The following is a 13045-nucleotide window of genomic DNA, read 5'->3' on the forward strand; positions in this document are numbered from 1 at the left end:
CACTCTTCCTTTAGTGAAAAATTAATTTAATTGATATTTTCAGGAGTGCGTCCAATGTTTAAGCATGGGGATATTGACAAGTATTCTTTTGAGGAAATTCCTCTTGATAGAGACTGCTTTCTCATGAGCGAAATCTACATGAGGGAATTTGACGAAGCCCTGGAAACGATGCTCCGAAAAGAAGATTGCAATCCTTACGAAGTGGGCTACGTTAGCCCAGTTGCGGTAAGAAAAATTAATAGTACATCCTTGGAACTTTCTTGGTATCCCAATACCTACACACGATTCCATGAAGTTTCGATTACTCTGCCAAAGGATATGGTCAAGATATGTGTGGGCTGCTGGCAATACGATATTAAGCCGTACATTTTCGTTAACCATGAATGGCTAGAACATCTTTTCTTACGGGAATATTCTGTATTTGCATTGGTTGATGCAATAGGCGTTAAGAATGCGATTCGAGATAATGCGCTAAGTAAAGAGAAGTTGATTGAGCTGAGAGATCGAATTGATGAACTGGCTGAGAGACACGCCAACATATCTTTTATCTCTTTTGCAGATAGTTTAATTCTGAAAAGCAACTGGGATGTTGGCTATTCTGGCAAGGGGATAAAGTGCACATATAGTCCAGAAGAACTTTTATATGTTATAAAGGAAATTGATTCAATTTACCAAGAAGTTCTAGGTCTGAATATTTACGCCGTCCTAACACAGGGAAGTAATGAATACTATGGAGAGTCATTGCTTCATATATCAAAAACTCAGAATCATATTTGCTTGAATAGCTTAGGCGTTCCGTTTGCCGAACTGTTGGCAATTGAAAGTGCGTCAAAAAAATCCATAAAGTCGGGCGTGCATCCTCCCATGCAGTTATACTTGGACGAACAGTTTTATCATTCATTGCAGTTCAAATTCGATTTTGAAAAGAACTCGAAGCCAAAGAACTCGTATGTCGGAATAATGAAGCCTCACCAGTCAAATTATTTTTACTCTACCTGTGATATGTTAATTCTCAATTTAAAAACTAAACGAGATTAGCCGTAACTTACTAGTTTTCGGTTGTTCTTTCTTGAACCAGAGCTCATATGCAAAGCGCTTAGGAAACAACTGTTTGCCTAGTGTCTGAATGTCGGCAACGGGGCGGGAACTGCCGGTCGTAAGTCGGACTTCTGACGTCGTGCGTTAGTTCAAGTATGAGCTAGCACAGCCTACACCATCGTCAGCGCGCGGATGGTTACCTGCTCGCCATCGAATGGCGGATGGGCGATCATGCCGGTGACGCTGTACTGGAACGGATCAAGTGGCCATTCATTCAGGTCGCTCCAGACCACGCGGAATGGCTGGCCGGCACCCCGCGGTGTTAGGGCGATTTCGACCAAGCTGATATCACCGGCGCGCGGATCCAGCAAGCAGACTGCGACGGCTGGATCGTACACGGCCAATGCACCCGGTGCGGCGCTCATTACGTGCAGCACATTGCCATCGGCGGAAGCGAAGCCGATGGTGCCTTCGCCGCCGAGGCGCAGCACGGCTTTGCGCACGCCGTCAGCTTGCGTGGCGCGCGCCAGCAGCAGTGGGCCGTTGCCGGCCGCGATAAAGCTTGGACGGAAGCTCGATACCGTCATCGCGTAATCAACTGCGCCGTGCAGCACGGCTTGGCCTATGCCCTGGCTTAGCAGTTGTGCTGCTAGTTCCAGTTGCTCGGCGCTTGGCTGTGCGCTGTGCAGCGCGCCTCGGCTGCCTTGCGGTGTCGCGCTCCAATCCATGCGCGGCGACAGTTGCGCAGTGGCGCGATAATGCTCACGCGGCGCTTGCAGTGCCTGCACCGGCGCCGTGAGTTGGCCGATGCAGATGCCGCTGGCTGGATGAGCCACTGCGGCAGCGATAGCCCGATCTGCCTCGGCTCCATTGGCGGTCTGCGGCGGCACGTCGTTGTCGGCTTGCGCCGGGCGCTTGGCCTGATTGGCCGCGTGCAGGTAGCGCGTATTGTTTTGCGCGTCCCAGGTATTTTCGTGCAGGCTGGTGACGATTTTATCCAGCGAGATGTGTGCGGCGGCGGCCGTCAAGTGCATGCCGTCCAAGTCGAACTCCGGCAACAGGTAGCCGTCCTTGCTGGTCTCCGGCCAAATGTCGATGAACGGAATGCCGTTAGCGGCGCATTCGCGCGCCAGCACTTGGTTGGCCATCACGGTCAGCTTGGCGCGTACCGATTTATGTACCTTGGTCCAGCGCTTGGTGGCCACATCGTCGGAGGTGCGCGGCGGCACGCAGTGCACCAGCATGCGGGTGAAGCCCGCCGCGCGCAGCATGCGCAAGCCGGCGATGAATGGCGCCAGCAGCTTCTCCACTTGCGCGAGGAGCGTGGCGTATGCCACCGGCCGCAGCGAGCGGTCAACGCCGTAATGCACGTCGTCCGGCAATTCGAAATCGTAGCCTGCGAATTGGCCGTACAAGTGGTGCAGATCGAGATCACCTATGCACAGCACCAGCGCCGGCGCGACCACCGCACGCTTCTCCATCCAGGCACCGCTGATGGTGGCGCCGTCCAGCGACAAGTGCGATGGCGCCAGATTCGCGCGCAGCAGTTCCTCGCCGCGAAACGCTTCCAGCAAATCCGGGTGGAAGGCGTTGCTGGCCTGCTGGAAGAAGTTCTGCGCCATCACGTGCGGCAGGAAGCGAATCCGGCACTGGAACAACTGGTCGTTGGCGCCTGCCCGGAACAGCAGGTTGCGGAAAATAAGCGTGTGGCTTTCGCCTATCAAATAGATCGGGCTTGGCGTGCCAAGCATGGTAAGCGGCATTGTTACTGTCCTTGTGCAGCGTGACGGGCCAGCGCGTCCATCACCAGTTGCTCGTCGCACAAGGGCTGGTTGGGCAGGGCGGTGGTGGTTGGTGCGGTGGGTGCGCTGGCGATGGCTTCGTCGCCCATATACTGGCGGCGGAAGCAGGCGATGACGTGCGCCACGGCGGCCGGCAGCACGCTGCGGCGGTCGGGCGCGAAGTAGTTGCTGTCGCCGGTGGCGGTGACGATTTCGTACGAGGCAAAGTAGTGCGCGTTGTCATGACGGCGCAGCACTTCTTCCACGGCCACGCGCAGCACCGCCTTGGAGTAGGTGGTGGCTTGCAGCACGTGGCGATCTTCAAAGGTGGCCATTAACGGCACCGGCGAGACGGTGAGGATGACTTGCGCGCGCGGGTTGACCTCGGCCAATCGCGTGATGAACTGCGACAGGTGCTCGGTGACTTCGGCCACGCTGAAGTTGTGGTAGCGGTGGCGCGCCGGATCGAATTCGCCCCCCAGGCCTGAGCCGGGACTGACCGGGAATACCGCGCCGTCGTCGGCGCTGAGCCACGCCTCGGTCAGGCCGAGCGTGAACACGAATACGTCTAGCTGTTCGAACATGGCGCGCACGGCGGCCAGGTGTTCGCGCCGGTCCCACAGGCATTCGCTCTCGGTGGCGAAGCCGCCCGGCTGCACCGATGGGCGGAATGGGTCGACATAGCCGCCTTCGGCATTGCGCCACAGTGGCTCGCTCGGTTCGAAGCGGCCGTAGGCGCGGTCGAACAATTGCAGCAGTTGCAGCGTGGTGTAGATGTTGCCGTAGCGGGCGCTGTAGACGCCGTAGCCGAGCGCCTTGCGGTCGGCGGCATCGATGAATGCCGGGCCGCTTTCCGCGACCATGTAGCCGTAGCCGCTGTCCTGCAAGGCCTCGGCGATGCGCTGGGCGAAGCAGCTGCCGGCCGACGCCACTTGCTGGGTCGGCGTGATGCGCAGGCGCGGGGAGAGATGCGGGTCGATCTCGGCGGCCGGCCGGTCGGCCACGGCGTCTTTCCAACGCGCGCCAGTTGGCACTTTCAGATACGGGGATGACGGATGTAAGGCCATGGGCGTCTGATAAAATTCGGAGAGAGCAATATAACAGGGGAAACAGCCTATGGCTACTTGGGCGGTAGACGCCTTCGGCAATGACTACGCACAGGACTGGGCGGAAGACTTGCACGAGACAAGCAATTTGGACGCGGTTGAGGACACGCTCAACACGGTATTGGACAGCGGCGCGGAATTGGAAGCGCCATTTGCAGCGGAGGCGCTGGTGGCGATCGAGGTGCTGGCGCGCTTGCAAGGCAAGGGCGGCCCGCGCACCGAGGATAGCGCTGCGGTGGACGAATGGGTGGACGCGCGCAAGCCGAAAGCCAAGCCGCGCGCGGACCTGGCGGCGAAAGCCGCGCAAGCCATCGAGCGCATCCTGTCGCCCGAGAGCGAATTACGTCAACTGTGGGAAGACAGCGAGCACTACACCGATTGGTGCGCAGCCGTTGAAGGCTTGCGCACCCGGCTCACTTAATTACTTCTGCTTGCGGCGGCGGGCGGCGAAGCCTACCAGGCCCAGGCCGGCCAGCATCATGGCGTAGGTTTCTGGTTCCGGCACGGCGGTGGTCAGCGAGATGTTGTCCAGCGAGGTGCCGAGGCTGTCGTTGGTGCCAATCGCTTTGAAGCTCAGCGCTTCCATACCGCCATTGCCCAACAGGCTGTAGCTGACGGTCTGCCAGCCGCCGTTCAGCGAGTTGTTGACGGTGCCCACCACTTGGCCGCCCCAGCTGATTTCCAGCCCCTGCGACGCGGTCGTCACGCCCGGCCGATCCTGGAACTGGAAGGTCAGGGTGTACGACTTGTTCAGCACGGTGCTGACCGATTGGCTCAGTGAGCTGTTGTTGGTGGTGTCCAGTTCCACGAAGTTCACGCCGTCCGCCGCCACGCCGGCCACGTTGTTGCGCAGTTCGATGCCATACGCGCCGCCAGTCCAGCCAGCCAGATTGTTGTAGACGTTCCAGGTGCCGTTGGCCTGGATGTTTTGCTCGAAGCTGCCATTGATCAGCAGTTCGGTAACCGGGGTCGCGTGGGCGGCGCCGCCGGCCAGCAGGGCCGCGAGGGCGAGGGCTTTGCGGGTGTGCTTGGCTTGCATGGTCGTTCTCCAGATGTTGTTTGTTGGTAATTTAAATTTCTCAAAAGACATGTAAATTTTATCTCAACAACATACTGCCAACCTAGGGACATTTGTCACTTTTTTCAGTTTTGTCTAAAAAGCGTAACTAAGGCCGGCGCTCCATGCCTTCGCAGGGCGAACTGGATAGCCGTAGTAGCGGATGCCGTCGTCGGGGCTGTATTCGCGCGCCGCTTGCACGGTCCAGTTGCCGAACGGGATGGCGACGCCAAGTTTGACGTCGTAGCGCGAGCGCGCCGGGATGCCGGGCCAGGTGCCTTGGTCGAGGTTGTAAAGCAGGCCGCCGTGAGCGGTGAGGTTGATGCGCTCGGTGAGCGGGTAGAACAGGTTGGCTTCGGCGTACAGCACGCGGACGGCCCAGCCGAAGTAGCGCGGGGCGTAGGACAGGCGGCCGCTGATGCGCTCACCGTTCAGGCCGGCGTAGCATTCGTGGAAGTCGTTGTTGTGGGATTGGGTGTAGGTGATGCGGTTGCAGCCTGTTTCCCAGCTGAGGCCGGATGACATCCGTTGCGCGTAGCCGGCGTAGGCTTGCAGCTTGTAGCCCTCGCTGGCGCCGATGCGCATGGCGGCGGCGTAACCGCCGGCGTACCAGCCGCTGGCGTGGTCGGCGTTCAGCGTGAGCTGCGGCGAGACGGCGCTGTCGCCCGGCGTCTGGCCACGATAGCGGTATTCGGATTGCACGGAGACGCTGCCACTGACGTCCCATTGGGCGGCGGCGGGGAGCGTTGCCAGCAGTACTGGCAGGAGCAGGACGGCGCGCAAGGCGATGGTCACGGCGCGCCGCCGCGCTGGCTCAAGGCGCGCGGACAACTGAGTTGTTGCACCAGCCGCGCAACGGCGCTGCAGGCGTCGATGGTGGCGGTGGTTGGCGCGGCGCCGGATTGGAGCAGGCTGCGCAAGCGGGCAGGGGATGCGCCCGGCTGCAATTGGTCGAGCAGGGCCAGCATGCCGCTCACATGCGCCGCCGCGTACGAGCTGCCGCTGACAAACGACCAGCGACCACCCGGCGCGGTGGTCGGCACATCGCTGCCCGGTGCCAGCAGCGGCGCGTCCGTCTGCACCGCGCCGCCCGGAGTCCGCTCGGCGGTCGGTGCTGTGGCCGCGCTAACTTGCGGCCGCGTGGGCGCGTTGATTTGCGTGAGCGTGGCGACGGCGAGGACGCCGCGGTGGTTGGCCGGGAAGCTGGGGCCGCTGGCCTGCGCGTCGATGGCGCCGACGATGCTGATGCTGCGCTCCAGCGCCACGTCCAGCAGACGATCCAACAGCCTGTCGGGCGGGCCGGACAGGCTGAGGTTGATGATCTGCGCGCCATTCTGGATCGCGAAGTTGAGCGCCTTGCCGAGCGTGAAGCTATTACATCGGGTGTTCGCGTCCGGCTGTTGCCAGCACGCCCGCAAGCCCATCACCTTGGCCTGCGGCGCCACGCCGACGATGCCGCCATGTCCCGCGCGCGCGGCGATGATGCCTGCCACTGCGGTGCCGTGGTTTTCCGGCGGCGTCGGCCCGGCATCAACAAAATTCTGGTTCAACGCCACTTGGCCCTGCAGGTCCGGGTGGTTGGTGTCAATGCCGCTATCGATTACGGCTACCTTGATGTCGCGCCCGGTGGTGTAGCGGTGCAGCTCGGCCACGTGCCAGAAGCGCGCGGCTGGTTGCACTGGATAAAGGGCGTCGGCCTGCTGCATGCCGGCGAAACGTGCCACCGGCTGCGCCCATTCCACTTGCGGATCGCTTTCCAGCAGCGCGATCAAACGCTCGGCGCTGTCATTGGCTGGATAGCGCATCACGTAGCAATCCACGCCGAGCATGGGCATGGCCCAGTCGTCGACCAAGGTCAGGCCGTGCTGGCGCGCGAGCGCTTCTGCGCGATTGCGGCGCGCGCTGCGGCCGGCGTCATCGAGGTAGCGGCCGCCGTAGCTGGCGTCCGGCCGGTAGTGCGGCGCGGGTAGGCGCAGCATCACTAGCAGTTGATGCGCGTCGGCGTCTTCCGGCGCTGGTGCGGCGGCTTGGGCTTGTATGGCCCACCACAGCAGGCAGGCGATCAGCATACGCAGCAGCATCACGGTGTGGCACCGCCGTCAAGAGGTTCGGCCAGCTTGACGGCCGATGCGCCGCGCAGTGCTTGCAGCGCTTGGGCGCGGCGTTCGGTTGGCACACTAAGCAGGTAGGCGTCGGTGACGGTCGGGCCGTCAATGACGCGGGCGTTCTGGGCTTGCAGTAGGCTGCGCAGCTCGCGCTCGCTGGTGTTCGGCTGGAACACGACCACGAGATTGGCGCCGCTGGCCGAGCCAGCGCCCAGTACGTGGTACTCGGCGGCTGGCTGTGGACGCAGCAACAGCGCTGCCAGCCCGATGATCAGCACGCACTGCGCGGCCACCGCCCAGCGCAGCCAGCCAGGCTGATTGGCCGCCGCCATACGCCACCACGGCAGCGGCGCGGCGGTACGCTCCTGCGGCCCCAGCGCTGGCATGAGCTTCGCTAGCGCGCGTTCCATGTCCACGCCGTCCGGTAGCGTATCGCCCGTAGCGGCGGCTTCGGCGCGCATGCCGTGTTCCCACTCCAGCTCGTGGCGACACTGGGCGCATTCCTGCAAGTGCTGGCGCACGCGCCGCGCCTCGTCTGCCGCCAACTGCGACGACGCGTACCACGGCAGCAATTCCTGCACCGCCTGGTGCGCCGGCACATCCATTCTGAACACGCGACCGTTCATCGGCTGCTCTCTCTTTCGTTCCACAACAAATCCTTTAATCTGTGCCGCGCATGAAACATGCGGGTTTTCACCGTGTTCAGTGGGCACTCGATGATCTCGGCGATCTCGCTATAGGCCATCTCGTGATAATACGTCAGCACCATCACCGCCCGCTGTGCCGGCGGCAGCGCGTCGAGCGCATCGGCCACGGTCTGCTGCAGTTGCTGGCGGCTGAAGACGTGCTCCGGCTGGTGCGCCGGCTCGTCCTCGTACAGCGAGGCGTCCGACTCCACCGGCTCGTCGCTCAGCTTGAGACCTTTCAAGGTCTTGCGATACGCAATCGCAAAAATCCATGTGGACGGTTTGCAGCTGCCATCAAAGCTGGCGGCCTTTTGCCAGACCACCAACATGGTGTCATTGACCACTTCCTCAATTAGCGTCGCATTGCGCGCCATACGGCCGACAAAGCGCGACAGGCGTGGAAAATACGCCCGGTACAGCGCCTCGAAGGCGCGCCTATCCCCGGCAGCTATGCTGCCCAACAGCTTGGCATCCTCTGTATCCGGGGTCATCCACTTCCTCCATTTTCACGGTTTATGCCTTGCCGACTGCAAAGGGTTCAACCAACCGCGAAACTTTTTTTAGGCTACCATGCTGGAATGAACTTGAACCATCAAATTGACCAACTGAGCACCTTCCTGCACCGCCATCAGCGCGTGCTGGTGCTCACCGGGGCCGGCCTCAGCACCGCCTCCGGCATCCCCGATTACCGCGATAAAGACGGCGTGCGGCGTGGCCGCAATCCGATCCAGGGCCCGGATTTCCGTAAATCCGAGGCGGTGCGCCGCCGCTACTGGGCGCGCAGCATGGCCGGCTATCCGACCTTGGCCGGCGCTTCGCCCAACGCTGGCCACCACGCGCTGGCGGAACTTGAGTCGGCAGGCCGCATCCACGCCATCATCACGCAAAATGTGGATGGCCTGCACACGCGCGCCGGCAGCCGCAAGCTGATTGAACTGCATGGGAATATCCACGGCGTGGTCTGTCTCGACTGCCGCACGGTGCACCCGCGCGCCGAGATCCAGCACTGGCTGGCCGAAGCCAATCCGTCTCTGGTGCCGACCGGCCCGGCCGGCGAGGTGGTGCCGGAAGCGCGCCCTGACGGCGATGCCGAGGTCGAACTGGACGAGTTCCAGGATTTCCAGCTGCCGTACTGCGCGGCGTGCGGCGGCACCTTGCAGCCGGATGTGATTTTCTTCGGCGATAACATTCCGCCGCAGCGCACCGCCGAAGCCCTGCAATGGGCCGACGAGGCGGACGCCGTGCTGGTGGTCGGCTCCTCGCTGATGGTGTTTTCAGGCTATCGCTTCGCCAAACTGGCCGCACAAGCAAACAAGCCGATCGCGGCCATCAACATTGGGAAAACCCGGGCGGATGACTTGATCGGCTTGAAGGTGGAGGCGTCGGCAGTGGATGTGCTGCCGCTGCTAATCTAGTTACGTTGCAGCATCGAGCGGATGATGGCTTCTTTCGCCAGCACATAGTCATGACCGGCCAGCACGAAGTTGGTGTTCGGCTGGATCACCTTGACGTTGATGAACACCATGTCGCTGGTCTCGGCATACGAGCCGACCACGATGGCCTGCGCGTTGTGGCTGTTGGCCACTTCGCCGATCTCGCGGGTCAGCATGAGCTCGCCTTGATTGCGCTTCAGGTAGACGCTGTTGCGCAGTTTCATTTCCAGCATGCTCAGGCCGCCTTGCGCCATGCGGGTCGAGATTTGCTCCGACACCAGGCGGCCCAGCGTGGTGGTCTGCTCCAGCGCGTCGATATTGACCACGGTGGCGACGATCAGCGGCTTGTCGGCCAGCAGTTTGCCGCTCAATTGCTGCAACAGCGCATCGGCTGCCTTGTAGTTGGCGTTGATGAACTGGTTGGAGGCGATGGTCGAATAATTGCCGAGCTCTTCACTCTTCGGCGTCGAGGAGCAGCCGGCCAGCAGCAGCGGCGCGGCCAGCAGGGCGGTACGCAATACAGTCTTCAGCATTTACATGTCTCCGCGCACTTGGAAAGTGCGGGTCAGTTTAGGTTCTTCAGGCTTGGGATCGACGATGCCGTACAGTACGCGGTCGGTGTCGGCCACGTAGTAGGCCGAGGTGTTGCGCGCCACGTAGCGGTACTGGTCGGATACCGAGACGGTGACGATGATCTCGGTCTTCGGCGTTGCGCCCGGTGCGAATTGGGCGTTGAACCAGTCGTAGGCGTCCCACGCACCGGCGCCGGCCGCCACGTTGAGCAGGGCCGGGGCTTCGATTTCGCTCAACAACCAGACGCCGGCGCCGAGGATGGCGCGCTCGCCGTGGTAGCGGTATTGCGGACGGTTGGCGGTGAAGGTGACAGCCTGCACGTCCAGATCCACCTTGAGCGAGCCGGCCGGGCTGCGCGAGACCACGTAGCCGTCGTTCACCAGCGAGGTGGTCAGCTGCGTCGCCAGTGCGCGCTGGAACGGGGTCGGGTCTTTTGGTTCGTTAATGTAGACCGGGCGCGGCGGATTTTTCTTCAGCTCGATCGCGACGTTCTTCTCGATATTCTCGGAAATGACGCCCCAGTGGTAAGCCGCTTGCAGCTTGGCTTGCTTGGTGGTGGGGAAGTTGGCGGCCAGCGGGGTCGGCGTGTAGCGCGCCGCGCATCCTGCCAGCAGTATTCCGGCTGCCACAGCCATTGCAGTTTTCAGCGCCATTATTGCCTCATCGTCAAAAATACGAATGTAAAATCTTTCTCCACTTAGTTTAGCATGGATGTTTCTAATTAGAAATTCTGCAATCAATAAAAAACCCGGTACGAGACCGGGTTTTGTACAGAGTGCGCAACAGTTTTAGCGGCGGTGGGTTTTCATGGCGGCTGCGACTTCGCGCTTGCCGTCGCGATCTTTCTCTGTGGCACGTTTGTCATGCATTTTCTTGCCCTTGGCGAGGCCGATTTCACATTTCACGCGGCCACCCTTGAAGTGCAGGTTGAGCGGCACTAGGGTATAGCCGGCGCGCACGACTTTGCCGATCAGCTTGTCGATCTGTTCACGGTGCAGCAGCAGCTTGCGGGTGCGCACGGCTTCCGGGCTGATGTGGGTGGAGGCGGTCGGCAGGGCGCTGATGTGCGCGCCGAACAGGAACAGCTCGTCGCCCTTGATGGTGACGTAGGCTTCCTTGATTTGCACCTTGTTGTCGCGGATGGCCTTGACTTCCCAGCCTTCCAGCACGATGCCGGCCTCGAAGCGGTCTTCGATGAAGTAGTCAAAAAAGGCTTTTTTGTTATCGGCTATGGTCATGAGTTGGTATCGGTTAAACTACTGCTGCGCGCTGCGAAGCGCGAATAATTCAACATCATAGCAAATGGTTAGACAATGGCAGTAGTACACAAATCAGTTTTACTCGGTTACAGCGCCCGTCAAATGTTCGATCTGGTGGCGGCGATCGAGGACTATCCCAAGTTTTTGCCATGGTGCGGTGGTGTCGAGATCAAGGAACGCAACGGCGATACGGTGGTTGCCAGTGTCGGCATCAACTATCACGGCGTGAAGCAGAGCTTTACCACGGCCAATGAAAACACGGCGCCGGTTACCATCAAGATGAAGCTGGTGGACGGGCCTTTCAAGTGTCTTGATGGGACTTGGACGTTTAAAGAGCTGCGCGCGGACGCCTGCAAGATCGATCTGGATCTGCACTACGAGTTTTCCAGCGCCTTGTTGGCCAAGCTGGTGGGGCCGGTGTTTGGCATCATCGCCAACAGCATGGTGGATTCTTTCTGCAAACGGGCGGAAACGGTGTATGGCGGCTGAGACCATCAATATTCAAGTGTGTTACGCCAGCGAGGCGGTGCAATTCCTGCGCGCCTTGCAAGTGCCGCTCGGCACCACTATCGAGCAAGCGATTGCTCTCAGCGGCGTGCAGCAAGCCGTGCCTGAGACTGACTTGAGCCTGCTTGAAACGGGCATCTATGCCAAGAAAAAGCCACGCGACACCATCCTGCGCGAGCACGACCGCATCGAGCTCTACCGCCCCCTGATCGCCGACCCCAAGCACGCCCGCCGCCGCCGCAAAACCCCTGCGCCAGAATAACGTTAACCGAGGTTGGCTAGCAGGAAGTCGCGCGTCGCGGGATGTTGGAAGAATTCGGTGTGCCAGACTTCGGTTTGTTTTTGGTCAGCGCTGCCGAAGTTGAGGATGTGGGCGGCCTCCGGTGCAGCTTGCGGTAGCAGTACGTTGTTGAAGGGGACGACTAGGTCGTTGGCGGCGTCGAGTAGCAGACTGGTGAGCAACGCACCGCTGCGGGCCAGGAGCGAGTCGCCGTAGGAGAAGTTGGCACGGGCGTAGTAGCTGTTGGCGCTGGTCAGCAGCGTGTTGCCTTGGTTTAGTTTGTCGATGAAAGACGAGCCGCTGGCTAGGGCTTGTACGCTTGGACGTTGGAAGCCGAGCGAGACCACCACCCGGCACAGGCCGATCACCAGGTCTAGCGCCATGCCGCCACTGAACGAGGCCAGCAGGGCTGCGGCAGTTAGGAATTGCTGCACTTCATCCGGCGAGGCCAGCGGCGAACCTTGGTTGGCTGCCGCCACAAACATCACTTTCCCTACCTTGCTGATGCGCCCACTACGCGCCCGCGCGACGTCGGCCAAGGCTTCACTCAGCAGCGAGCGCACTACCAGCCCGCCGCGGCTATGGCACAGAATATCAATCTCCCAGCCAGCATCCGGCGGCAGCAGCAACAGCAGGTCGAGCGCGTTGCGCTGCGGCGTTTTGGCGATAGTCCAATGATCGTAGGCGAACACGCGGCCGTGGTAGCGATCCAGCAGCGGCTGCAAGTCCAGCGCGCCGTAGGCGCCTTCTGTCGAGCTAAGCACGCCGTGCACCAGCAACAGCACCTTGCGTCCGCGCGCTGCCGCCAAATCGGCCGAGGTGGCCGCAACGCCGTAGCCGTGCCGCAGTGCCAGCAGTTGCTCCGGCTTGTTATGGCCCTCAATATGCTCAATCATCGTTTGCGTCATGTGTTCTTTGGTGCGCAAGGTGGCCTGTACGATCCAATCCCAGCCCCGCGGCAGCAAGCTCGGCGTTGCAGAGGGAAACACAAACTGCACGCAGCCGCTATCCTTGTGCCGCACGATATGCAGTTCGTTATCGATGATGTGGGCGGCCGGCAGTGGCGGCGTGCCAGCCAACGGTTGCAGACCCGGCGGCGCCGACAGCAGGGCGTGATCATCCGCCGCGTCCTGTAGGGCGCGCTGTAGCTCGGCTTGCTTGGTGGGAGTGAGTCTCATGACCCCAGTGTACGCTTGCCACAACACCTGCCTTTGCACTGT

16 protein-coding genes are annotated in these 13045 nt (G+C 61.0%); 5 read left to right on the plus strand and 11 right to left on the minus strand.

Going from position 1 to position 13045, the window contains the following annotated elements; all coding sequences use genetic code 11:
• Positions 1-54: 54 nt before the first annotated feature.
• Positions 55-1038 carry a hypothetical protein gene (locus tag GTP45_RS09320; RefSeq protein WP_161013605.1) on the plus strand — a complete coding sequence of 328 codons (984 nt, stop codon included), beginning with the start codon at positions 55-57 and terminating at the stop codon, positions 1036-1038.
• 170 nt (positions 1039-1208) lie between these two features.
• Here GTP45_RS09320 and GTP45_RS09325 read toward each other — a convergent pair whose 3' ends face one another.
• Together GTP45_RS09325 and GTP45_RS09330 are read right to left on the minus strand one after the other, a co-directional pair.
• Positions 1209-2801 (minus strand): SGNH/GDSL hydrolase family protein, encoded by a 1593-nt coding sequence (locus GTP45_RS09325; protein WP_161013606.1) that lies wholly within the window; start codon positions 2799-2801, stop codon positions 1209-1211.
• A gap of 2 nt (positions 2802-2803) precedes the next feature.
• Entirely contained in the window at positions 2804-3886 is a 1083-nt protein-coding gene (locus GTP45_RS09330) for a GSCFA domain-containing protein (protein ID WP_161013607.1), read from the minus strand.
• 49 nt (positions 3887-3935) lie between these two features.
• Between GTP45_RS09330 and GTP45_RS09335 the strand changes: the two genes are divergently transcribed.
• On the plus strand, positions 3936-4346 hold the full coding sequence (locus GTP45_RS09335; RefSeq protein ID WP_161013608.1) for a DUF4259 domain-containing protein: 411 nt from the start codon (positions 3936-3938) through the stop codon (positions 4344-4346).
• Here the strand turns inward: GTP45_RS09335 and GTP45_RS09340 are convergent, their stop codons facing one another.
• The 5 genes from GTP45_RS09340 to GTP45_RS09360 form a co-directional block, all read right to left on the minus strand.
• Positions 4347-4964 (minus strand): PEPxxWA-CTERM sorting domain-containing protein, encoded by a 618-nt coding sequence (locus tag GTP45_RS09340; RefSeq protein ID WP_161013609.1) that lies wholly within the window; start codon positions 4962-4964, stop codon positions 4347-4349. It lies immediately after the preceding gene.
• A 114-nt stretch (positions 4965-5078) separates the two neighbouring features.
• Positions 5079-5777 (minus strand): TorF family putative porin, encoded by a 699-nt coding sequence (locus GTP45_RS09345; protein ID WP_161013610.1) that lies wholly within the window; start codon positions 5775-5777, stop codon positions 5079-5081.
• Complete coding sequence (locus tag GTP45_RS09350) at positions 5774-7063, minus strand: S8 family peptidase (protein WP_161014165.1); 1290 nt, start codon at positions 7061-7063, stop codon at positions 5774-5776. The genes GTP45_RS09345 and GTP45_RS09350 overlap by 4 nt, the downstream gene beginning before the upstream one ends.
• A complete protein-coding gene (locus tag GTP45_RS09355; RefSeq protein ID WP_371874429.1) occupies positions 7063-7737 on the minus strand; it encodes a zf-HC2 domain-containing protein in 675 nt (224 codons plus the stop codon). The genes GTP45_RS09350 and GTP45_RS09355 overlap by 1 nt, the downstream gene beginning before the upstream one ends.
• A complete protein-coding gene (locus tag GTP45_RS09360) occupies positions 7710-8264 on the minus strand; it encodes an RNA polymerase sigma factor (protein WP_161013611.1) in 555 nt (184 codons plus the stop codon). The genes GTP45_RS09355 and GTP45_RS09360 overlap by 28 nt, the downstream gene beginning before the upstream one ends.
• A gap of 87 nt (positions 8265-8351) precedes the next feature.
• Here GTP45_RS09360 and GTP45_RS09365 point away from each other — a divergent pair, with 87 nt between their 5' ends.
• Entirely contained in the window at positions 8352-9188 is an 837-nt protein-coding gene (locus GTP45_RS09365) for an NAD-dependent protein deacetylase (protein WP_161013612.1), read from the plus strand.
• Here the strand turns inward: GTP45_RS09365 and GTP45_RS09370 are convergent.
• The 3 genes from GTP45_RS09370 to smpB form a co-directional block, all read right to left on the minus strand.
• Positions 9185-9739, minus strand: a complete 555-nt coding sequence (locus GTP45_RS09370; protein ID WP_161013613.1) for a FlgO family outer membrane protein — start codon at positions 9737-9739, stop codon at positions 9185-9187. The genes GTP45_RS09365 and GTP45_RS09370 overlap by 4 nt on opposite strands.
• Positions 9740-10432, minus strand: a complete 693-nt coding sequence (locus GTP45_RS09375; protein WP_161013614.1) for a hypothetical protein — start codon at positions 10430-10432, stop codon at positions 9740-9742. It abuts the gene before it with no gap.
• Between the two features lie 135 nt (positions 10433-10567).
• Complete coding sequence (gene smpB / locus GTP45_RS09380; RefSeq protein WP_161013615.1) at positions 10568-11017, minus strand: SsrA-binding protein SmpB; 450 nt, start codon at positions 11015-11017, stop codon at positions 10568-10570.
• 75 nt (positions 11018-11092) lie between these two features.
• Here smpB and GTP45_RS09385 point away from each other — a divergent pair, with 75 nt between their 5' ends.
• Positions 11093-11527: a type II toxin-antitoxin system RatA family toxin gene (locus GTP45_RS09385; protein WP_161013616.1), complete on the plus strand. Its 435-nt coding sequence runs from the start codon at positions 11093-11095 to the stop codon at positions 11525-11527.
• On the plus strand, positions 11517-11807 hold the full coding sequence (locus tag GTP45_RS09390; RefSeq protein ID WP_161013617.1) for an RnfH family protein: 291 nt from the start codon (positions 11517-11519) through the stop codon (positions 11805-11807). The genes GTP45_RS09385 and GTP45_RS09390 overlap by 11 nt, the downstream gene beginning before the upstream one ends.
• Before the next feature lie 2 nt (positions 11808-11809).
• On the opposite strand, the gene GTP45_RS09395 is transcribed toward GTP45_RS09390, so the two are convergent.
• Positions 11810-13003, minus strand: coding sequence for a DUF7379 domain-containing protein (locus GTP45_RS09395; protein WP_161013618.1), 1194 nt, complete (start codon positions 13001-13003; stop codon positions 11810-11812).
• Positions 13004-13045 lie beyond the last annotated feature (42 nt).

The organism is Duganella rivi (assembly GCF_009857435.1).
GTDB lineage: Bacteria > Pseudomonadota > Gammaproteobacteria > Burkholderiales > Burkholderiaceae_D > Rugamonas > Rugamonas rivi.

What these genes read in the sequence shown, in the direction of transcription:
- GTP45_RS09320 (WP_161013605.1), top strand. Translation starts at nt 55, where the DNA reads ATGTTTAAGCATGGGGATATTGACAAGTATTCTTTTGAGGAAATTCCT.
- GTP45_RS09325 (WP_161013606.1), bottom strand. Translation starts at nt 2,801, where the DNA reads ATGCCGCTTACCATGCTTGGCACGCCAAGCCCGATCTATTTGATAGGC.
- GTP45_RS09330 (WP_161013607.1), bottom strand. Translation starts at nt 3,886, where the DNA reads ATGGCCTTACATCCGTCATCCCCGTATCTGAAAGTGCCAACTGGCGCG.
- GTP45_RS09335 (WP_161013608.1), top strand. Translation starts at nt 3,936, where the DNA reads ATGGCTACTTGGGCGGTAGACGCCTTCGGCAATGACTACGCACAGGAC.
- GTP45_RS09340 (WP_161013609.1), bottom strand. Translation starts at nt 4,964, where the DNA reads ATGCAAGCCAAGCACACCCGCAAAGCCCTCGCCCTCGCGGCCCTGCTG.
- GTP45_RS09350 (WP_161014165.1), bottom strand. Translation starts at nt 7,063, where the DNA reads ATGCTGCTGCGTATGCTGATCGCCTGCCTGCTGTGGTGGGCCATACAA.
- GTP45_RS09360 (WP_161013611.1), bottom strand. Translation starts at nt 8,264, where the DNA reads ATGACCCCGGATACAGAGGATGCCAAGCTGTTGGGCAGCATAGCTGCC.
- GTP45_RS09365 (WP_161013612.1), top strand. Translation starts at nt 8,352, where the DNA reads ATGAACTTGAACCATCAAATTGACCAACTGAGCACCTTCCTGCACCGC.
- GTP45_RS09370 (WP_161013613.1), bottom strand. Translation starts at nt 9,739, where the DNA reads ATGCTGAAGACTGTATTGCGTACCGCCCTGCTGGCCGCGCCGCTGCTG.
- GTP45_RS09375 (WP_161013614.1), bottom strand. Translation starts at nt 10,432, where the DNA reads ATGGCGCTGAAAACTGCAATGGCTGTGGCAGCCGGAATACTGCTGGCA.
- smpB (WP_161013615.1), bottom strand. Translation starts at nt 11,017, where the DNA reads ATGACCATAGCCGATAACAAAAAAGCCTTTTTTGACTACTTCATCGAA.
- GTP45_RS09385 (WP_161013616.1), top strand. Translation starts at nt 11,093, where the DNA reads ATGGCAGTAGTACACAAATCAGTTTTACTCGGTTACAGCGCCCGTCAA.
- GTP45_RS09390 (WP_161013617.1), top strand. Translation starts at nt 11,517, where the DNA reads ATGGCGGCTGAGACCATCAATATTCAAGTGTGTTACGCCAGCGAGGCG.
- GTP45_RS09395 (WP_161013618.1), bottom strand. Translation starts at nt 13,003, where the DNA reads ATGAGACTCACTCCCACCAAGCAAGCCGAGCTACAGCGCGCCCTACAG.